General features: G+C 71.5%; 17 protein-coding genes. 8 read left to right on the top strand and 9 right to left on the bottom strand.

What is annotated here, in order from left to right; all coding sequences use genetic code 11:
- Positions 1–69: 69 nt before the first annotated feature.
- From OG406_RS15750 to OG406_RS15725, 6 genes are all read right to left on the bottom strand, one after another.
- Positions 70–678, bottom strand: a complete 609-nt coding sequence (locus OG406_RS15750) for a hypothetical protein (protein WP_329186281.1) — start codon at positions 676–678, stop codon at positions 70–72.
- Positions 665–2,209 carry a vWA domain-containing protein gene (locus OG406_RS15745; protein ID WP_329186279.1) on the bottom strand — a complete coding sequence of 515 codons (1,545 nt, stop codon included), beginning with the start codon at positions 2,207–2,209 and terminating at the stop codon, positions 665–667. The genes OG406_RS15750 and OG406_RS15745 overlap by 14 nt, the downstream gene beginning before the upstream one ends.
- A complete protein-coding gene (locus OG406_RS15740; RefSeq protein WP_329186277.1) occupies positions 2,206–3,378 on the bottom strand; it encodes a toxic anion resistance protein in 1,173 nt (390 codons plus the stop codon). Before OG406_RS15740 ends, OG406_RS15745 begins: the two co-directional genes overlap by 4 nt.
- A 10-nt stretch (positions 3,379–3,388) precedes the next feature.
- Entirely contained in the window at positions 3,389–4,462 is a 1,074-nt protein-coding gene (locus OG406_RS15735) for a substrate-binding domain-containing protein (RefSeq protein WP_329186275.1), read from the bottom strand.
- A 270-nt stretch (positions 4,463–4,732) separates the two neighbouring features.
- Complete coding sequence (locus OG406_RS15730) at positions 4,733–5,152, bottom strand: SCO4983 family protein (RefSeq protein ID WP_081219116.1); 420 nt, start codon at positions 5,150–5,152, stop codon at positions 4,733–4,735.
- Positions 5,153–5,278: 126 nt separating this feature from the next.
- Positions 5,279–6,490 carry a pyridoxal phosphate-dependent aminotransferase gene (locus tag OG406_RS15725; RefSeq protein WP_081219117.1) on the bottom strand — a complete coding sequence of 404 codons (1,212 nt, stop codon included), beginning with the start codon at positions 6,488–6,490 and terminating at the stop codon, positions 5,279–5,281.
- A gap of 248 nt (positions 6,491–6,738) precedes the next feature.
- Here OG406_RS15725 and OG406_RS15720 point away from each other — a divergent pair, with 248 nt between their 5' ends.
- On the top strand, positions 6,739–8,502 hold the full coding sequence (locus OG406_RS15720; protein ID WP_329186272.1) for a KAP family P-loop NTPase fold protein: 1,764 nt from the start codon (positions 6,739–6,741) through the stop codon (positions 8,500–8,502).
- 136 nt (positions 8,503–8,638) lie between these two features.
- Positions 8,639–9,520, top strand: a complete 882-nt coding sequence (locus tag OG406_RS15715; RefSeq protein WP_266616131.1) for a S1 family peptidase — start codon at positions 8,639–8,641, stop codon at positions 9,518–9,520.
- 36 nt (positions 9,521–9,556) lie between these two features.
- Here OG406_RS15715 and OG406_RS15710 read toward each other — a convergent pair whose 3' ends face one another.
- Positions 9,557–11,185, bottom strand: a complete 1,629-nt coding sequence (locus OG406_RS15710) for an N-acyl-D-amino-acid deacylase family protein (RefSeq protein ID WP_329186269.1) — start codon at positions 11,183–11,185, stop codon at positions 9,557–9,559.
- A gap of 16 nt (positions 11,186–11,201) precedes the next feature.
- A complete protein-coding gene (locus OG406_RS15705; protein WP_329186267.1) occupies positions 11,202–12,479 on the bottom strand; it encodes an amino acid deaminase in 1,278 nt (425 codons plus the stop codon).
- Between the two features lie 266 nt (positions 12,480–12,745).
- Between OG406_RS15705 and OG406_RS15700 the strand changes: the two genes are divergently transcribed.
- From OG406_RS15700 to OG406_RS15680, 5 genes are all read left to right on the top strand, one after another.
- Positions 12,746–13,780, top strand: coding sequence for a sugar kinase (locus OG406_RS15700; RefSeq protein ID WP_329190814.1), 1,035 nt, complete (start codon positions 12,746–12,748; stop codon positions 13,778–13,780).
- On the top strand, positions 13,777–14,532 hold the full coding sequence (locus OG406_RS15695) for an IclR family transcriptional regulator (protein ID WP_081219123.1): 756 nt from the start codon (positions 13,777–13,779) through the stop codon (positions 14,530–14,532). Before OG406_RS15700 ends, OG406_RS15695 begins: the two co-directional genes overlap by 4 nt.
- A gap of 7 nt (positions 14,533–14,539) precedes the next feature.
- Positions 14,540–14,950, top strand: coding sequence for a RidA family protein (locus tag OG406_RS15690; RefSeq protein ID WP_081219124.1), 411 nt, complete (start codon positions 14,540–14,542; stop codon positions 14,948–14,950).
- A 142-nt stretch (positions 14,951–15,092) separates the two neighbouring features.
- On the top strand, positions 15,093–16,571 hold the full coding sequence (locus OG406_RS15685; RefSeq protein WP_164372397.1) for a GntP family permease: 1,479 nt from the start codon (positions 15,093–15,095) through the stop codon (positions 16,569–16,571).
- Positions 16,572–16,658: 87 nt separating this feature from the next.
- Positions 16,659–17,387, top strand: a complete 729-nt coding sequence (locus OG406_RS15680; protein ID WP_329186264.1) for a hypothetical protein — start codon at positions 16,659–16,661, stop codon at positions 17,385–17,387.
- Between the two features lie 69 nt (positions 17,388–17,456).
- Here the strand turns inward: OG406_RS15680 and OG406_RS15675 are convergent, their stop codons facing one another.
- Positions 17,457–18,827 (bottom strand): M14 family metallopeptidase, encoded by a 1,371-nt coding sequence (locus tag OG406_RS15675; RefSeq protein WP_164372399.1) that lies wholly within the window; start codon positions 18,825–18,827, stop codon positions 17,457–17,459.
- Positions 18,828–19,124: 297 nt separating this feature from the next.
- On the opposite strand from OG406_RS15675, the gene OG406_RS15670 reads away from it, so the two are divergent.
- A complete protein-coding gene (locus tag OG406_RS15670) occupies positions 19,125–20,444 on the top strand; it encodes an Nramp family divalent metal transporter (protein ID WP_267048412.1) in 1,320 nt (439 codons plus the stop codon).
- Positions 20,445–20,448 lie beyond the last annotated feature (4 nt).

Here is a 20,448-nt window from a genome sequence, read left to right as displayed (position 1 = left end):
CGGGGCCCCGGCCGCTTTCGTCCCCGGCAGCCCCGCCCGCGCGGGAACGGAACGGCCGGAAAGCGGCCGTCACTGCGAGCGGCCGCGCTCCTCCAGATAGCGGGTGTGCGACTCCTGGCGCCGGGCCTCCGTCTCGCGCAGCGCCGCCGCGAGCCGGTCCGCCTCTTCCTGCAACACCGTGAGCTGGCGCTCCAGATGGCGCTCCGGCGGTTCGGTGCCGGGGGCCAGCCGGGTCCACCACCGGGTGCGCACGAAGGTGTCGACCGCCTCCGGGACGTCCTGCCGAACCGCGCGCGACAGGGCGTGCACGCCCTCCGGGTCCTGCGCGAGGACCTCGGCGACCCAGCCGGGGTCGAGCAGCGCGGTGAGCACCTCGGTCAGCTCCGTGAGCCGGCCGGCGGCCGCGGGCGGCAGCTCCACCCCGTCGAGATACTCCCGCAGCGTGCCGAAGTCGGCGCGCAGTTCCTCCAGTTGGGCGGAAGGGTCGGGGAAGTCGGGGAGGGGCGGGCGCTCCGGCGGGGCGATCAGCGCGCCCGCGCCGTACAGGCCCGCGACGACCACCGGCCAGTACGGACCGGCGATCCCGGCGAAGGTCAGCGCGAGCCCGGCGATCCCGCACGCGCTGCCGGTGAGGTTCTTGCGGGACTCCAGGAAGCCGACGAGCCTATTGGTAGCCACGGATCTCCTCGAAGGCGCCGTCGAGTGAGCCCTTCTGAGCGTCGAAGAGACGGCCGCCGGTCAGGTCGGCGATGTGCTGGAGCTCGCCGCGGTCGGAGTCGCCGAAGAGGATCGGGAAGACGGGGATCTCCCGCTGTCCGTCCGGCAGCCGGTCGTAGAAGGCGTCGAAGTCGGACGGGCTCGCGCCCCGGGTGTTCTCGCCGTCCGTCATCAGCACGACCGAGGTGAACGTGTCGTCGTCGGCGCCGAGATGCTCGTACGCCTTCTCCAGTGACGTGTAGATCGCGGTGTCGCCGTCGGCGCTCAGTGAGCGGGTGTCCGCGCGGATGGCGTCGAGTCCGGCCTTCGGGTCCTCGGGCCGCACGACGTGCGTGCGGACGCTCTTGACGTCCGATCCGAACGGCATGAGCGTCACCTCCTCGCGGTCGCGGAAGTCGCCGGTGAGATCGCCGAGCGCCTTCTTGAGCCGGTCGAGCCGGTCGCCGTCCATGGAGCCCGAGGTGTCCAGGACGTAGACGGTCCTGGACGGCCGGCGGAGCTTGTTCTCGTAGGCGTCGAGGAGCTTGTCGGCGACGGACCGGCTTCCGGGAAAGGGGAGTTCGCGCCGGCGTCCGGTGTCGAGTCCCGCCGCCGGGGCGACGGAGGCGACGACCGGGCGCCGGTGCGTCGTCTCGGTGATCCGCCGCTGGCTGTCCGGTGCGCGCAGCGCCTCGGCGAGACGCCGGACCGTCTCGCGGGTGTCCTTGGAGGACGCGGCGAGGGAGGAGAGCGGGTAGTCGGCGGTCACCACACCGTCCCGCGGGCGGATGACCGTCAGGCCCTTGACGCCCTTGAGGACGGACTCGTAGTTGAGCAGGGCGTCCACCGTGCCGCGGCGTTCGTAGGCGGTGGCCAGCCAGTCGGACGAACCCGATGTCAGCTTCTGTCCTGTGAAGAACTCCCGCAGCCGGGGCGTCGCCCTGTCCACGTCGGCGGTCGTGAGGGCCGACTGGGCGCCGGACAGTCCGGAGGCCACCGAGATCAGCGTGGAGAAGCCGGAGTTGGAGCGCGCCGGATCGGTCATGCCGTACGTCAGTCTTCCTTCCGCCACCGCCTTCTCCACCTGGGACCAGGTCACGTCGTCGGGCTTCCAGCCGAGCGCGGTCACGGTGGCCGGCTCGACCCCGATCGCCACCGGGCTCGACATGACCGGTGTCTCCGAGACGACCTTCCTCGCGGCCTCCGGGCGCAGGTGCAGATAGTCGTCGGAGGAGAGCCACAGGGCGTCGTAGGCGTCGTCCGCCGTGCCGCGCGCGAGCAGGTCCACGGCGGCGAGCGTGCCCATGTAGGTGGGCCTGACCGTGATGCCGGTGTCCTGCCTGATCCGGTCGAGGGCCGGCTTCATGTCGCTGAGTTCGCTGGAGGCGAGGATCCGGAGGGTGCCGGGCTCGGGGGCGGTGTCGTCCCCGGACCTCCCTTCGCCCTGCGCCGTGCACGCGGTGACGGCGAGCAGCGCCGCGGCCGCGCAGGCCGCCCGTCGGAGGTGTCTCATCCGAGCCCGCCCTCCAGTGCGCCCTGGGTGCGGCTGCGCTCCAGAAGGCCGCCGGCCTGCCGGAGTTCGGACGTGAGGGACTCCACCGTCGCGGCCATCGTCTCGGTCGCCCGCACCTTGTACGTGTCGATGGCGTCGAGGGTGCGGTAGATCTCCTGGAAGGCGTTGCGCAGGGTCTCCGCGCCGACGGCCGGGTCGGCGGCGATGCGCTGGATCTCGCCGCTCTGGGTGGCGAGCATCTCGGCGTTGCCGCGGATGAGGTCCTCGGTGGTGCCGCGCAGGGCGTTGACCTGGTCGACGACCTTGCGCTGGTTGTCCAGCGCGGAGGCGAGCATCACGGAGATGCGCAGGGCGGAGACGGTCGTGGTGGCCGCGCGGTCGACGCCCTTGATGAGTTCCTCGTTGTTGCGCCGGACGACGTCCATCGCGAGATAGCCCTGCGCGCAGACGGCGAGCTGGGTGAGCAGGTCCTGCTGCTTCTGCCGGACGGGGAAGAGGACGTCGGAGCGCAGGGTGTCGGCCTGCGCCGGGTCGGTGGTGTCGACGCCCGCGATGTGGTCCTCGACGGCGCCGTCCAGGGCCCGGGTCAGCACGACGTACTCCTGGAGCTTGCCCATCGTCTCCCAGAGGCGGACGCGTTCGGTCTGCAGGGCCGCGTTGTCCCTGCGCAGTTCGTCCTGGCCGCCGCGCAGCGAGCCCACGATCTTGTTCAACGTGCCCTGTGCGGAGGCGTACTTGGCGACGTGGTCGCGCAGCCGGTTGCCGCCGGGGAGCTTGGAGAGGAACCTGCGGCCCTTGCTCGCCGACAGGTCGCGCGGGTCCAGGTCCTCGACCACGCGGCGGAGTTCGACGAGGGAGCCCGCGACGTGCGACTGGGCGTCCTCGCCCGTGGAGGGCAGGCTGCGGATGGTCCGTTCCAGCATCCGGTTGGACTGGGCGGCGGCGCCGCGCATCTCGCTCGATCCCAGCCCGGCGATCTCACCGACCTTGCCGGCGAACTCGGGCGAGCGGGCGTCCAGGACGGCGAGTCCCTCGATGTACTCCGCGGCGCGCCGGGCCATCTCGTCCCGCACGGCGTCGTCGACGGGCACGAGCCCCCCGGCCTTGTCCCGCGGCACGGGCGCCACGGCCTCGGGCGGAGTGAGCGTGAACGTGTCTTCGGTGGTCATGCGCTTCCCCCTAGTTCCCGGCCCGGCGCGCCATCTCGTGCAGCACCTTGGAGGCGGGCACGGGCGCCTGCCGGACGCCGGTCAGCTTCTGGTTGAGGTAGGTGGCGTGGGCGGCGGTCGCCGCGGTGAACTCGGCGGTCGCGCCCTGCGGCCGGAAGCCGTGCCGCACGGCGAGCCGGCGCAACGCCGGGTCCGTGCTGAGGAGTTCACCGAGCGCCCGGCCCTCGGGCGTGAGCGGTACGACCGTGTGGTCGCTGTTGGCCGTGGTGTCCGGGTAGAGCACCGTCAGGTCGCCCGCGTCCTCGCCCTCGGTGAGCAGGGCCGCGACCTGGGACTCGTAGACGAGGACGAGGGGGTTGCCGACGCCGCTGACGAAGTCCCTGAACTCGGCGTCGCTGCTGGACTGCTGGGCTCCCTGGACGCTGACGAGCCGGTGCATCAGGGGCGCGGTCCGGCCGATCGCGGCGTCGTCGGCCACGACGTTCCCGCCGTTGGCGACGTAGGACGCGGCGGCGAGGTAGAGGGCGCCGGAGTTGGAGGTCTCCGGGTCGGTGCTGGCGATGAACAGCGTGCCGGTCAGCTCGCCGTGTGCCGAGGTGCCCTTGAGCTGCTGCCAGGTCCGGTCGTGCCGGGCGGCGTCCAGATAGGCCGCCATCTTCAGCGTGCCGGTGTTCTTGGCGAGGGTGGCCAGTCCGTTGGCGGCGAGGACCTGTGCCGCGCTGCGATGGGCGACCACGACGAGGGGCGAGTAGAAGGGCCGGGGGAGCGGGCTGCGGAGGTGGTACTTGTCCGCGAGCTCGTCGGCCGGCGCCTGGCTGGAGGGGAAGGCGAAGTCGTACCCCTTGAGGTCGAGGCCTTCCATGGCCCAGGACCCGGAGGTCTCCGTCTTCACGGTGTAGCCCTTGGCGGCGAGGGCCTTCACCACGTCGGGGTCGGCGAAGAACTCCGCCTTCTCCGAACCGATCACACCTTGCACGGTCTTCGTTGCCGTGCCCTTGTCCTGACCATTGCGGCCCGCGACGACGGCTGCTGCCACTCCGCCGATCAACAGGACCGCCAGGACGATCCCTGCGATACGTCTCACGCCTGGAGCGTGCACCTCGGAATCCAACGTTCCCCGTCTCGGAGGGTGAACGCGGGGTGACGACCGGGTCCCGGTACGCAACCGGAGGGGGAGCCGCCGGTCCGGCGGCGCGGGAGGTGCCCGGGACCGTGCGTGCGGGGCGCATACCGGGAGCGGGCGCTGGGCGTGGCCCTCATGAGGCACCCGGTCCGCGCGTCGTGGTCGAAGCGCGCGGACCGAGGCCGATCGAGGGGCCCCGGGCCCGGTGGTGCGGGGCCGGTGGTGCCGGGCTCAGCGGGTGGCGAGCTCGCGGGCGCCGGTGGCTGCGGCGTGCGCGTCCATGCGCTCCGCGGACAGGATCGCCGCGGACGTGTCGGCGCGGGAGGCCGCCACGACGAGGGCGCGGCCGGCGAGGTCGTGGGCGCGCCGGTGAAGGGTCACGAGCCGGGCCTCGCCGACGGCGGCGGCTGGGGCGCGGACCGGCGTGGAGCCGCCGCGCAGGCGGGTCACCTGACCGGCGAGTCGCTCGGCGGCGGTGTCGAGGTCCGCGGATGGTGCCACCGTGCGGATCTCGTCCGTCACGGCGAGCAGCGCCGCGAGGTGACCGGCGAGCTGGATGTCCAGCTCCTCCTCGCGGGACCGGTGGGGGAAGTCCGAGGAGGGGGTGCCGGCCACCGTGTGGACCGACTTCGTGCGGATCGGTTCGTACATGGGAGGGCCTCCTGTGCCTGACAGGAAACCATCCTAGCTTGGATCTGGTCTAAAGTTGAGTCGGTTCGCGGAACTGGACGGTTCCCGCACGGAGGGTGAACGCCGCGTCCGCCCGGACGTCCTCCGTCACGGCTGGCTGTAGCCGTCCAGGAAGGTGCCGATCCGCGTGACGGCGTCCGTCAGGTCCCCGACCGACGGGAGGGTGACCACCCGGAAGTGGTCCGGCTCGGGCCAGTTGAAGCCCGTCCCCTGGACCACCATGATCTTCTCCCGCTGCAGCAGGTCGAGGACCATCTGCCGGTCGTCCTTGACCTTGAAGACCTTGGGGTCGAGGCGCGGGAAGAGATACAGCGCCCCCTTGGGCTTCACGCAGGTCACACCCGGGATCTGCGTCAGCAGCTCGTGCGCCACGTCCCGCTGTTCCTTCAGGCGTCCGCCCGGCAGCACCAGCTCGTTGATCGTCTGACGTCCGCTGAGCGCCGCGACCACGCCGTGCTGGCCCGGCATGTTCGCGCACAGCCGCATGTTCGCGAGGATCGTCAGCCCCTCGATGTAGGAGTCCGCGTGCCCGCGCGGCCCCGAGATCGACATCCAGCCGACGCGGTAGCCCGCCACCCGGTACGCCTTCGACATGCCGTTGAAGGTGAGGGTGAGCAGGTCCGGGGCGATCTTGGCGGTCGCGGTGTGCGTGACCCCGTCGTAGAGGATCTTGTCGTAGATCTCGTCCGAGCAGACCAGCAGGTTGTGCCGGCGGGCGATGTCGGTGAGCCCCCGCAGCATCGCGTCGTCGTACACGGCGCCGGTCGGGTTGTTCGGGTTGATGATGACGATCGCCTTGGTGCGGTCGGTGACCTTCCGCTCCACGTCCGCGAGGTCGGGCATCCAGTCGGACTGCTCGTCGCAGCGGTAGTGCACGGCCGTGCCCCCGGACAGCGAGACGGCGGCCGTCCACAGTGGGTAGTCCGGCGCCGGCACGAGGACCTCGTCGCCGTCGTCCAGCAGGCCCTGCATCGCCATCACGATCAGCTCGGAGACGCCGTTGCCGATGAAGACGTGCTCGACGTCCGTCTCGATGCCGAGGGTCTGGTTGTGCATGACCACCGCGCGCCGGGCGGCGAGCAGGCCCTTGGCGTCGCCGTAACCGTGCGCCGACGAGACGTTGCGGAGGATGTCCTCCAGGATCTCCGGCGGACACTCGAACCCGAAGGCGGCCGGGTTGCCCGTGTTGAGCTTGAGGATGCGGTGACCGGCCGCTTCCAGCCGCATCGCCTCCTCAAGAACCGGACCCCGGATCTCGTAGCAGACGTTGGCGAGCTTCGTGGACTGGATCACCTGCATGTCCGTGAGCTTACGGCCGCGTAACGAGGACCGGGGGGTGTTTTTCACCACGTGAGACGTGATGGTTCGGGCGTCTTTGTCCGCGCGGTGCTCCGAAAGCCCTGGTGATCGCGGCGGCGCACCGCCGGGCCCCGGGTCCACGGGGCCGCGAAGCCCGCCGGGGGAGGTTCCTCCCTCAGGGCGACGGAAGGCCCCCGGCCGGCCGTCCCTCCCAGTAGGTTGACCCTGCCGCACGGGGGAGGCAGGGCGTGGAGTTCTCGCTGTTGAACGACGAGCCGGTGAGCGGGCCGGGGGACGATCTGCTGGGCGCGGGCCGGGCCGCCCGGGAACTCGCCCGGCTGCTCCACGGCTCACGCGCCGCGACCCCGTTCACCCTCGCGGTGGACGCGGGGTGGGGCATGGGGAAGAGCAGCCTCATGCGGCTGGTGGACGCCGAGCTGGGGGCCAGACAGGGTGTCCACACCGTCTGGTACAACGCCTGGACCTCCACCGGGGCCGACGCCCTGGAAGGGCTGATCAAGTCGGTCCTCGTGCGCTTCGACCGCCGGGTGCTGCGGCGCGCCCTGCAGCGCGTCTCCGAGCGGCGGGCGATCGTCGGGGTGTTCCGGGCGGCGCTCACCGTCCTGTCCGGACCGCTCGGGGCCGCCGCCCTCGTCGACCGGCTCTGGCAGGACCTGTCCGTCGACGCGCGCTCCCGCAACGCCATGCGCGACGCGCTGCGCGAGCTGACGGCGGAGTGGACCGCGTCCGCGCCCCATGACACCCGGCGCCTCCTCGTCGTCTTCATCGACGACCTCGACCGCTGCTCGGAGGAGACCGTGCTCGCGGTGTGCGAGGCGGTGAAGGTGTACCTCGACGTGCCGGGGCTCGCCTTCGTCATCGGGTGCGACCGCTCCGCGCTCGGACCGGACGGACTCCTGCGGGACCTGTCGCCGGCCGGGTCGGCCTTCATGGAGAAGGTCCTCCAGACCAGCTACCGGGTGCCGGTCCCGGCGGAGTCCGAGGTCCGCGCGTACGTGGACGCCTGCGCACGGCGCTCCGGCATCCAGGACCTGCTGGACGACCACCTCGCCGAGCTGATCGCCCGGCGCTCGGCCCGCAACCCGCGCCGGATCAAGCGGCTCATCAACGGCTTCGGCCTGGAGTCCGCGCTCAACCCCGTCTGGCAGGCCTTCAGCGCCGAGGCCGTCATCCGCGTCCTGCTCCTCCAGCAGCTGTACCCCGACTTCTACCGGGTGCTGCTCGCCCGCGACGGCGCCGACGTGCACGCCGCCCGCGAGTTCCTCCGCTACCGGGCGGCCCGCCGGGTGCTCGGCCGGCCGTTCGCCCGGCCCGTCGAAGGGGACTGGGACGTCGCGGTGGGCTGTCTGCGCGCGTACGGACTGATCGCCCCGGAGCGGGACGGCGGGGACGCGGCTCAGGACTGGAGCGAACTGCTCGCCCGCCTGGAGGAGCAACTGCCCACCGGGTTCCCGGACCTGGCGCGCGACGCGAACTTCGGCCGGCTCGTCGAGGACCTGATGGCGCTGGACGAGGTGGACGACCTGGTGGGGCGGTTGCAGCAGGGAGTGCCGCAGCTCGCGTCGGTGCGTGCGGACGACGGTCCGGAACCCGCGCGCGCCGGAACCGCGCGGCGGCCGTACACCGGGATGGAGATCCTCTGGGTCGACGACCACCCCGAGCGCAACACCCGGTTCGTCGACGCGCTGGAGGAGCGCGGCGCGCGCGTGCGGGTGGCCACCGGCCGGGACGGCGCCGAGCGGGCCTTCGTGGCCGACCGGATCGACCTGCTCGTCTCCGACGTGCAGCGCGGGTCGGACCGCGCGGCGGGGCTCACGGATCTGGCGGGCTGGCGGGAGAGCGGGCTGTACCGGGGGCCGGCCGTCTTCTTCACCAACCGCGTCACGCCGAACCGCGAAGCGCTCGCGCGGGCCGTCGACGCCCGCGTGGCCACGAGCGAGGCGCTGCTCCTCCGTTCCGTCCAGGAGGCATACGAACAGGCCTTTCTGTAAAGGGTGTTGTTCGGGACATCCCCGGCCGGAAACCGCTTCTTGTCCACCCGTCCCACCCCCCTCACAATGCGCATGACAAAACAGAAGGTGGCCGGAAGACCTCCGGTCGCCCCACGTCGCAAGAGGGGACCCCCACATGAGAAAGCCTCTCGTCGCCGCGCTCTTCGCCCTGGTGATCGCCGGGGCCGGCGCGGCACCCGCGGTCGCGGCACCCGCGCCCGAGTCGGCTCCCGCGCACAGCTCGGCCTCCGCCGTCACCGCGGACACCAGGGCGCCGGCCCTGAAGGCCGTCAGCCTCGCCGGGACCGTCGCGCTCAGCAACTGCTCCGGATCCGTCGTCCGCTTCCCCAACTCGGCGGACACCGACCCGGCGCTCGTGCTCTCCAACGGGCACTGCCTGGAGACCGGATTCCCGGAGCCCGGTGAGGTGATCGTCGGCCAGAGCTCCAGCCGGACCTTCGGCCTGCTCAACTCGGCCGGCACCAAGGTCGCCACGCTGCGGGCCAGCAAGGTCGCGTACTCCACGATGACCGACACGGACATCACGATCTACCAGCTCACCAGCACCTACGCGACCATCAGGAACTCGTACGGCATCAGCGCGCTGACCGTGCAGAACACGCACCCGACCGCCGGTACGGCCATCACCGTGGCCTCCGGTTACTGGAAGAAGCTCTACAACTGCAACGTCGACGGGTTCGTGTACCGCCTCAAGGAGGGTGACTGGACCTGGAAGGACTCGGTCCGTTACACCTCCGCCTGCAACACCATCGGCGGCACCTCGGGCTCCCCGGTCGTCGACCAGGCCACCGGCAAGGTCGTGGCCGTCAACAACACGGGCAACGAGGACGGCGAGCGTTGCACGGTGAACAACCCGTGCGAGGTCGACGCGAGCGGCAACGTCACCGTCCGCCAGGGCATCAACTACGCCGAGGAGACGTACCAGATCCCGGCGTGCTTCACGACCGGCAACAAGCTCAACCTGGCCGCGAGCGGCTGCGTCCTGCCCAAGCCGTAGGTCCCGTCCGGGAACGGGCCGACGGGGGGCGGGCGGTCACGCCGTGCGGCGGACCGCCCGTCCCGCCAGGACGTCCGTCCTGCGGCCGTCCTCGACGACGAACCGCCCGTCGATCAGGACGTGCGGGATACCGGTCGGCAGCGTGCGCGGCGCCTCGAAGGTCGAGCCCGCCGCCACCGTCGCCGGGTCGAAGAGGACCAGGTCGGCGCGGTAGCCCTCGCGGACGAGCCCGCGGTCGGGCAGCCGCAGCCGGGCGGCGGGCCTGCCGGTGAGGTGGGCGACGCACTCCTCCAGGGACAGCACGCCCAACTCCCGTACGTACCGGCCGAGATAGTGCGGGAAGGTGCCGTAGGCGCGCGGGTGCGGCTTGTCGCCGCGCAGGATGCCGTCGGAGCCGCCGGTGTGCACCGGGTGCCGCATGATGGCGCGGACGTTCTCCTCGTGGCCGACGTGCTGGAGGATCGTCGGGCCGAGACCGTCCTCGACGAGCAGGCGGCGCGCGGTGACCCAGGGTGCCTCGCCGCGCAGGTCGGCGGCGTCCTGGACGGACCGGCCGACGTACCAACCGAGGTCCGGGTCGCTCACCCCGGAGATCTCGATCGTGCGCCACTCGATGGGCACGCCGTGACAGCCGTCGGCTCCCAGCACCTCCATGTGGTGCCGGATGCGTTCGGCGGTCGTGTCGTCCCGCAGCCGGGCGAGGACCGCCTCAGGCCCGCCCTCGCTCGCCCAGCTCGGCAGCATCGCCACGAGCGTGGTGCAGCCGGGCGTGTACGGATACGTGTCGAGGGTGATGTCGGCGCCGCCCGCGAGCGCCGTGTCGAGCAGGGCGAGCAGGTCGGGCGCCTTCCCCTCGTTCACCCCGAAGTTCATGGTGGCGTGGGCGAGGTGCAGCGGACAGCCGGCCTCGCGGGTGAGGGCCACCATCTCCTCGTACGCCGCGAGGGCGCCCGCCCCGTAGGAGCGGTGGTGCGGGCAGTAGTAGCCGCCGTGCTCCGCCACCACCCGGCACAGGGCGGTGAGTTCGGCGTCCTTGGCGTACATCCCGGGGGTGTACGTCAGTCCGGAGGACATGCCGACGGCGCCCTCGCGCAGGCCGTCCGCGACCAACTGCCGCATCCGGTCCAGCTCCTGAGGCGTGGCGTCGCGGTCCTCCCAGCCGACCGCGAGCATGCGGACGGTGCCCTGGGGGATCAGGTACGCCGCGTTCACCGCGATGCCCTCGCCGTCGAAGCCGTGGTCGAGGCGGTCCAGGTACTCGCCGACGGAGCGCCAGGTGAAGTCGATGTCCTCGCCGTAGCCGTTCCACCCGGTGATCGCCCGGCGGACCTCGGCGAGCGTCCGGTCGTCCACCGGCGCGTAGGACAGGCCGTCCTGGCCGAGGACTTCGAGGGTCACGCCCTGCGCGGCCTTCGCGCTGTGGTCCGGATCCCGCAGCAGCGCGAGGTCGCTGTGCGCGTGCATGTCGATGAAGCCGGGGGCGAGGACGAGCCCCTCCGCGTCCAGCTCACGCGTCCCGCGCGGCCGTTGACAGCCCGCGGCCGCCGCCTCCTGCACGATCGACACGATCCGGCCGTCGCGGACCGCCACGTCGGCGCGGTAGGAGGCGGCGCCGCTGCCGTCGGCGACGTCCACGTCCCGGATGACGAGATCGGCGTGATCCATGGAACGACCCACTCTTCTAGAAGAACGTGCGGATGTAGTCGACGACCGTGCCGTCCGCCTCGACCAGCGGGATCAGCTGCCACTTGTCGAAGGACGTGCACGGATGCGACAGGCCCATGCCGAGCCAGTCGCCGACCTCCAGATCCGCCTCCGGCCCCGTCCGCAGCCAGGCGTGCTGGTCGGAGAGGCCGGTGACCTCGACGCCGTCCGCCGGGCGCTCGGCACCGTCCCGGCGCACCACCTGGGCGAGGGGGAGGTCGAGGTCGTAGGCCGCGTCCCGCTTGCCGGCGTTCGCGAACGCCTGCTCGGCCGAGGGCCGTGAGACGACCTGCGCCCAGAGCCGGAACGCCGGGTGCAGCGCGCCCTCCTCCGGGACCCGGGTGAAGGGCGTCAGCTTCCGGTAGTGGCCGTCGTCGTGCGAGACGTACGCGCCCGACCGGAGCAGCTTCAGGACGGGCAGGGAGAGTTCGGGGATCTCCGCGAAGACGTCGGCGACCGCGTCGAACCAGGCGCTGCCGCCCGCGCTCACCACGACCTCGTCGAGGCCCTTGAACCGCCCGGCGCCGTCGAAGGCCACCGCGAGCGCGGTCAGCCGGCGCAGCCAGGCGTGCACCCGCTCCGGGTCCGCGTCCGGCACCTCGCCCTCGTAGCCCGCGACACCCACCAGCCGGAGCGTGGCGGTGGCCGCCACCGCGTCCGCGACCGCCGCGCACTCCGCCTCCGTCCGCACGCCGGTACGGGCGCTCTCGCCGGCGGCCAGCTCGACGACCACGTCCACCGGACGGGCGCTGCCGTCCAGAGCGGCGTCCATCAGTTCCACACCGCGCACCGAGTCGACATAACAGATGAAGCGGAAGTCCGGGTCCCCGGCCAGCTCGGCGGCGATCCAGCGCAGCGCGGCCGCGTCGACGAGCTCGTTCGCCAGGAAGATCCGGTCGATGCCGAACTCGCGGGCCACGCGCACCTGGTGGGGGACGGCGAGGGTGATGCCCCAGGCGCCGTGCTCGATCTGCTGGTGGAAGAGCTGCGGGGCCATGGACGTCTTGCCGTGCGGGGCGAAGGCGAGCCCGTGCCGGGTGGCGTACGTCTCCATCAGGTCGAGGTTGTGGGCCAGGCGCTCGGCGGAGAGGGCGAGCACCGGGGTGGTGAAGCCGTCCGTGAAGAGGTTCCTGCGCCGCGCCGCCAGCTCGCCCACGGTCAGGCCGTACGCGTCCGGGGGGAGGCCCTTGAAGCGGTGGTCTACGCGGTCCGCCGCGAGAGCGGCCAGGGGTGCGGCGGCGGTGTCGGCGCTCATGGGGCCTCCTTGGTGTCCGTGTCCCGGGTGCTCGGAACAGGTGCTCGGTGTGCTGCGGCCTGAGGGTGTTGCATGGTGTGCAACGCTCATTGCGTATGTCGCTTACTGCTGTCTAACATCCCAGCCAACGCAGGGTCAACGGTGCCGTTCGCCGCCGTCGGCCGCTACAGCGAGGAGCCCCGACCATCGTGACCAGCAACGGACCCGCAGGCGCAGCGTCCCCCGGCGCGACCGCCGACACCGGCACCGGCACCGACGCCGGCGGCGTGGACGTGGTGGCGCTCGGCGAGTCCATGGTCACCTTCCTGCCCACCCGGGCCGGGCGCCTCGCCGACGTACCGTCCTTCGAGCGGGGCATCGGCGGCGCCGAGTCCAACGTGGCGTGCGTCCTCGCCTCCGCCGGACACTCCGCGCGCTGGGTCTCCCGGGTCGGCGCCGACGGGTTCGGCGACCACCTCGTGGAGGCCGTCGCGGCGTACGGAGTCGACACCTCCGCCGTCCGCCGCGACCCCGACCGGCCGACCGGCATCTACTTCCGCACGGCGGGCGACCGGGCCACCGACGCCCACGAAGTCGCCTACTACCGCGCCGGATCCGCCGCCTCCGCGATGACCGCCGACAACACCGACCTGACCGCCACCCGGTCGGCGCGCGTCCTGCACCTGTCCGGCATCACCGCCGCCCTGTCCGCCGGCTGTCTGGCCCTGATGCGCGAGCTGACCGCCCCGCGTCCCGGCCGCCCCCTCGTCTCCTTCGACGTCAACCACCGCCCCGGACTCTGGCGCGACCACCCCGAGGGCCCGCGCGTCCTGCTCGACCTCGCCCGCGGCGCCGACCTCGTCTTCGTCGGCGACGACGAGGCGAGCGAGGCCTGGGACCTGCACGGGGCCCGGGCCGTCCGCGAAGCCCTGCCCGAACCGGACGTCCTGGTCGTCAAGCACGGCAAGGACGGAGCCGTCGTCTTCGACAAGCGGGCCGGCGAAGGGACCGCGCCGGCCGACGGCACCTTCGTCCCCGCCCTGCACGTCGACGTCGTCGCCGCCGTCGGCGCCGGGGACGCCTTCGCGGCCGGATTCCTCTCCGCCACCCTGCGCGGCCTGCCCGTCCGCGACCGCATCCGGCACGGCCACCTGATGGCCGCCGCCGCCCTCACCGTCCCCGGCGACCTCGCCCAGCCGCCCGCCCGCGGCCACGCCGACCGGCTGGCCGCACTCGACGACCGCGCCTGGGAGACACTTCGTCTCGGCCCCGGCTGGACCGAAGCCGACGCACGGGCCGCCGAGGAGGTACGTACGCCATGAGCCAGACCGTCGACCGAGCGCTGAGCATCCTGCCGTTGCTCGCCGAGGGCCCCGCCGACCTCGGACAGGTCGCCGAACGCCTCGGCGTCCACAAGTCCACCGCGCTCCGCCTGCTGCGCACCCTCCACGAACACGGCCTGGTCCACCGCCAGTCCGACCAGCGCTACCGCCTCGGCGCCCGCCTCTTCGCCCTCGCGCAGGAGGCCGTCGAGAACCTCGACGTCCGCGAGATCGCCCACCCCCACCTCGTCCGCCTCAACGAGCAGTGCGGCCACACCGTCCACCTCGCCGTGTACGAGGAGAACGAGGTCCTCTACATCGACAAGGTGGAGAGCCGCTACCCGGTGCGCATGTACTCGCGGATCGGCAAGCCCGTCGCCATCACCGTCGCCGCCGTCGCCAAACTGCTCCTCGCCGACCTGCCCGAGACCGAGCGGCGTGCCGTCGCCGACAAACTCGACTACCCCCTGTACACGGCCCGTTCGACCCCCAGCGCCGCCGCCTTCATGAAGGAACTGGCGACGGTGCGCGAACAAGGCTGGGCCACCGACCTCGGTGGCCACGAGGAGTCCATCAACTGCGTCGGCGCGCCCATCCGCGGCGCCGACGGACGGGTCGCCGCCGCCATGTCGGTCTCCGCGCCCAACGTCGTCGTCACCGCCGACGAACTCCTCACCCTTCTCCCGCTGGTGCGCCGTACGGCGGACGCCATCAGCCGCGACTACTCCGGCAAAGCACCCACGAAGGAATGATCGCCGCATGACCGACAAGACCGCTCTCACCCCCTCGACCCACACCACCCCGCCCGCGAAGTTCTCGCACGGCGTGAAGAAGGGCAACATCCTCCAGGTCGCCGGCCAGGTCGGCTTCCTGCCCGCCGAGGACGGCAAGCCCCCGACGCCCGCCGGGCCCACCCTGCGCGAGCAGACCCTCCAGACCCTCGCCAACGTCAAGGCGATCCTCGAAGAGGGCGGCTCCGGCTGGGACGACGCGATGATGATCCGCGTCTACCTCACCGACGTCGACCACTTCGCCGAGATGAACGAGATCTACAACCAGTACTTCGAGGAGCAGGGCCTCACCGCGCCCCCCGCCGCCCGCACGACGGTCTACGTCGGTCTGCCGGCCGGACTCCTCATCGAGATCGACGTCCTCGCCGTCCTCGGCTGACGTCCGCTCGCGGGCTCACGCCCGTCCGACTCCCGCACCCCGTACGTCATCACGGTGCGGCGCCCCCGAACCCGGAGGCGCCGCACCGCGATATCCCCTGCCCGAAAGCACGATGGACTGACGAAAACGAGGCCCTCCACCCATGTCGTCGTATCCGCTCGCCGCGCCGGCCCCCGAGACGCCACCGCACACCGGCGGCCTCCTGACCCTCCTCGACGGCACGGCCGGACTGCTCACGGTCGCCGCCCTCGGTATCGCGCTCCTGCTCTTCCTCATCATCAAGGTCAGACTCCAGCCGTTCGTCGCCCTGCTCGCCGTCTCCATAGCCGTCGGCCTCGCCGCCGGACTCTCCGTCACGGAACTGTTCGGCACGGTCCAGAAGTCCGACGCGGTCTCGGTCATCGAGTCCGGCATGGGCGGCATCCTCGGCCACGTCGCGATCATCATCGGCCTCGGCACCATGCTCGGCGCCATCCTCGAAGTCAGCGGCGGCGCCGAGGTCCTGGCCACCCGCCTGCTCAACCTCTTCGGCGAGAAGCGCGCCCCGCTCGCGATGGGCCTGACCGGCCTCATCTTCGGCATCCCGGTCTTCTTCGACGTCGGCATCTTCGTCCTCGCGCCGCTCGTCTACGCCTCCGCCAAGCGCTCCGGCAAGTCGATCCTGCTCTACTGTCTGCCGCTGCTCGCCGGCCTGTCGATGACCCACGCGTTCCTGCCGCCGCACCCCGGCCCGGTCGCCGCCGCCGGACTGCTGCACGTCCAGCTCGGCTGGGTCCTGCTCATGGGCATCATCTGCGGCGTCCCGTCCGTCCTCGCCGCCTGGGTCTACGCCGCCTGGATCGGCCGGCGCATCTTCGTCCCCGTGCCGCAGGACATGGTCGAGGCGGCCGAGGAGGCCAAGCAGGCCGTCGTCGAGGAGCAGCGCGCGCAGGGCGTCGAACCGCGCGAGGAGCCCGTCCCGCTCGGCACGGTCATCGGCATCATCGGTACGCCGCTGGTGCTGATCCTCGCCGCCACCTTCTCCTCGATCGTCCTGGACCCGTCCACCCTGCGCTCGGTCATCGAGTTCTTCGGCAGCCCGTTCGTCGCCCTCACGATCGCTCTGCTGCTCGCCTACTACCTGCTCGGCATCCGGCGCGGCTGGTCCCGCAAGTCCCTGGAGACGGTGTCGACTTCGTCCCTCAAGCCGGTCGGCAACATCCTGCTGGTGGTCGGCGCGGGCGGCATCTTCGGCGCCGTGCTGAAGGCGAGCGGAGTCGCCCAGGCCCTCTCGGACACCTTCCACGACGTCGGCCTGCCGATCATCGTCCTGGCCTATCTGATCTCCCTGGTGCTGCGGGTCGCGCAGGGCTCGGCGACGGTCGCGATCGTCACCACGGCCGGCATCGTGGCGCCGCTCCTGACCGAGGGCGACCACTCCCAGGCCTTCGTGGCGCTCGTCATCATGGCGATCTCGGCGGGTTCCATCTTCGCCTCGCACGTCAACGACGGCGGCTTCTGGATGGTCGCCAAGTACTTCGGCATCAGCGAGCGCGACACCCTGCGGACCTGGACCGTTCTCGAATCGGTGCTGTCCGTCGCGGGGTTCGCGGTGGCCGCCGTGGTCAGCCTCTTCGTGTAGCGGGGACAGGCGTTCCCATGTAACAGAGGCATAGCTAAGTAGGGGCTGGCTGTGTCCGGCACAGGATCTTCGACCATACTTCGCGCTGTGGAGCAGCGCATAGGTTCGAAGAGCCAGCCCCTGGACGCCGCCGCGGTGAACCCGGCGTACATCCCCGGGCTTACGTCACCCGTGCCCGCGGAACCGGAGGACGCGGTCGAGGAGACCGGGGAGGCGGCCGCGGAGGAGACCCCCTCCGCGGCGGCCTCCGACCCGGCGGTCCCCGACGACGCGGTGTCCGACGAGGCGCCGGACGCGGACGCCGAGGACGCCGGGCCCGGGGCCGCGGCCGACGAGGAGGCCGACGCCGAACCGGAGGGCCCGGTCTTCGAGGCCTCCGACCGGCGGGCCTCGATCAGAGCCGACCACGGCGGAGTCCGCCTGCGTCTGGACGACCAGGAGGCCGAGTTCCGCTGGGACGAGATCGGCGCGGTGGAGACGGAGTCGCCCCGCTTCGGCAAGCGGTTCACCGTCACGGTGCACACGCCGGACGCCCGTTGGTACCCCATCGAGATCGAGGCCGCGGCCCGCTCCCGCTTCAAGGAGTGGGAGGAGCAGCTCGACGCCGTCCTGGACACGTACTTCGAGGACGGCGCCGAAGCCGAAGCCGAAGCGGATGTCGACGTCGAGGGCGAGGGCGAACGGGAAGCGGCGGAGGCGGAGCCGACGGATGCCGTGGTGAAGGACTCCGAGGTGAAGGACTCCGAGCCGAAGACCGCTGACAAGTCCGCGGCGAAGTCCGCCGGGAAGCCCGCCGACGAGGCCGAAAGCCGTTAGCCGGTACGGGGATCCGCGCGCCCGGTGAGACCGGCCGCGCGGATCCCCGGCCGTCGGCCGGTCCGTGTCCTAGGCGCAGTACTGCGCCGCCTTGCCGATCGACCGGTACATGCAGTCGGCGTTCTCCAGGAGTTGGAGCACCGCGTCCCTGTTGCGTGAGGTCTCGCGCTCGATGACCTCGTCCGGCGGGTAGAAGCCGCCGCCCGAACTGGACGTCGGATACATCTCGAAGGTGAAGTCGAAGATCTTCTGGGTGCCCCACAGGTAGTCGTCGATCGAGCCGTCCGTGATGTACAGGTCGCTCGACTGCTCGGCGGTGTAGCCGTTGCTCGCGGCCATCTTCCGCCCGACGGTCCTGAAGGCGTTCTGGTCGTCCGCCGTCATGCCCGTCGCGGTGTCCGAGTAGGTGTACCCGAAGGGCCACAGCACCAGTTCGCTGTACGTGTGGAAGTCGATCCCGGCGGTGATCTGCTGTTTGCCGCCGACGACCCGGCCGCGGACGAAGTCGGCGACGACCTTCACCTCGGGCGCCGACTCGGCGGACGCGCCCCGGTAGGTCTCCGAGGACGTGGAGCCCGAAGAGCCGCCGCAGCAGCCCCACTTGTAGTTCCAGTTGCGGTTCAGGTCCGTGCCGACGTACGAGGAACCGGAGTTGGGCTGCCGGTTCTTGCGCCACGAGCGGTAGGAGCCGGTCGCGATGTCGTACTCGCCGCCGTCCGGGTTGAGGTCCGGGACGATCCAGATCTCACGGTTGTTCACCATGCTCGTCACGCGCGCGTCGCCGCCGTAGCCGGCCCCGAGTTCGCGCAGGAGATACAGCGCCATCTCCACCGTGAGGTGCTCGCGGGCGTGCTGGTGGAAGGTGAGGAGGACCTCGGGCTCGTTCTCGTCCGTGCCGACGTTGTCGCTGACCTTGACGGCGATGATGTCGCGGCCCTGGTAGGACCGGCCGATCACCCGTTTGCTCATGATGGCCGGGTAGGCCGCCAGCCGCTGGTCGATCTCGGCGTTCGCCTCGGCGTAGTTGTGGTACTTCGCGTCGGCCGTCGGGAAGTCGAAGAGGCGGGTGCCGCCGCTTCCGGCGGCGCGGTCGGGTGCCGCGCCCAGCGGGGAGACGGTGTACCCCTGGCGGCGCAGCGCGGTGATCTGGTCGGCGCGGCCCGAGACCACGACGGTCTCCTCGTCGGACTCGTCCACGGTGACGCCCGATCGCTGGATCGCCGTACGGGACACCGGAGTCGAGGCCTGGTGGATCTCGTACTGGCGGATGTCGTCGGGTGAGGACGCGGGGGTCCGTGCGCCGTTCGCGGTGGCGTCGGTGGCGGTGGCGGTGAGGGGGGCCGCGAGGGCGAGGGCCGCGAGGACGGCGAGTGCGGCGGTGCGCCGTCCGCCTCTTCGCGCTCCGTGGGGGCTGCCGCGGCCGCGTGTGCGAAGTCGCATGAAATCTCCTGGATTCTCCTGGAATTCCGGTGTCTTCCCGGAATGGTGGAGTGGAGCGGGGGGTGGTTCATGGCGACGTGCCGGTGCGGATGTGGGGCTCATCGTGCGGCTATGGCATGAGCAGGTCAAGACATCCCGTGAAGGGGTGACGGGAACCGGCCGCGGGTGGGGGCCGCCGGAAGGTGGTCCGGGCGCGCCGTCCGAGGTGCGGGCTCTGGTACCGCGCTGTGCACATCGCGTGGCGATCGGCCTACGCGCCCTTGTGCCCGCCCCCGCCTTTGCGCTTTCTTGAACCGCATGACGGAGACCACCGGCACGTCAGCGCCAGGGGAGACCGGCCCGGCCGTCTCCCGCCCCCGCAGGTCCAGTTGGAGGTACATCGGGCCCGGCATCGTCGTCGCGGCCACCGGCGTCGGGGCGGGGGACCTCGTCGCGACGCTGATCGCGGGCAGCAGCTTCGGCTACACGCTGCTGTGGGCCGCCGTCATCGGCTGCCTCGTCAAGATCTCGCTGGCCGAGGCGGCGGGCCGCTGGCACCTGTCCACCGGCCGCACCCTCTTCGACGGCTGGGCGAGCCTCGGCCGCTGGACCACGTACTTCTTCGTCGTCTACGTGGTCGTCTGGGGCTTCGTCTACGGCGCCGCCGCGATGTCGTCGAGCGCGCTGCCCCTCCAGGCGCTGTTCCCCCACGTCATGGGCCTCCCCTGGTGGGGCGTGGCCTGCGGGCTGGTCGGTCTCGTCTTCGTCTGGTTCAACAAGTACGCGGTCTTCGAGAAGGTCATGACGGTCCTGGTGGGCGTCATGTTCGTGGTGACGGTGTACCTCGCGATCCGCGTCACGCCGAACCTGCCGGAGGCCTTCGCCGGCCTGCTGCCCGTCCTCCCCGACGAGAAGGACTCCGTCCTCAACACCCTCGGTCTGATCGGCGGGGTCGGCGGCACCATCACGCTGGCCGCCTACGGCTACTGGGTCAACGCCAAGGGCTGGACCGACACCGGCTGGATGAAGGTCATGCGGCTCGACAACCGTGTCGCCTACGCCACCACGGGCATCTTCGTGATCGCGATGCTCTTCGTCGGCGCGGAGATGCTCCACTCCTCCCACGTGGCCATCGCGAGCGGCGACAAGGGCCTGATCCAGCTCGGTGACATCCTGGCGGCCGAATACGGCACGGCGACCGCGAAGTTCTTCCTCATCGGGTTCTTCGCCACCTCGTTCACCTCGCTGATCGGGGTCTGGCACGGCGTGAGCCTGATGTTCGCGGACTTCGTCGCGCACTACCGCGGCGGCGGCGGGGAAGGGGCCGAGGAGGTGGCGGCGGGCCGGCACGACCGGTCCTGGGCCTTCCGCGGGTACCTCCTGTGGCTGACCTTCCCGCCGATCGTCCTCGTCTTCCAGGGCCAGCCGTTCCGCCTGGTCATCCTGTACGGGGTGCTGGGCGCGGCCTTCCTGCCCTTCCTCGCCCTGACCCTGCTCCGCCTCCTCAACTCCTCCCGCACACCGCGTGAATGGCGCAACGGGCCGCTGAGCAACTCCATGCTCGTGATCGCGGGCGTGCTGTTCCTGGTCCTGTGCGTCAAACAGGTCTGGGACCAGCCGTGGGCGGACTTCCTCTAGACGT

It is taken from the genome of Streptomyces sp. NBC_01428 (assembly GCF_036231965.1).
Classification (GTDB): Bacteria; Actinomycetota; Actinomycetes; order Streptomycetales; family Streptomycetaceae; genus Streptomyces.
This window is presented reverse-complemented; position numbering and strand designations above follow the sequence as displayed.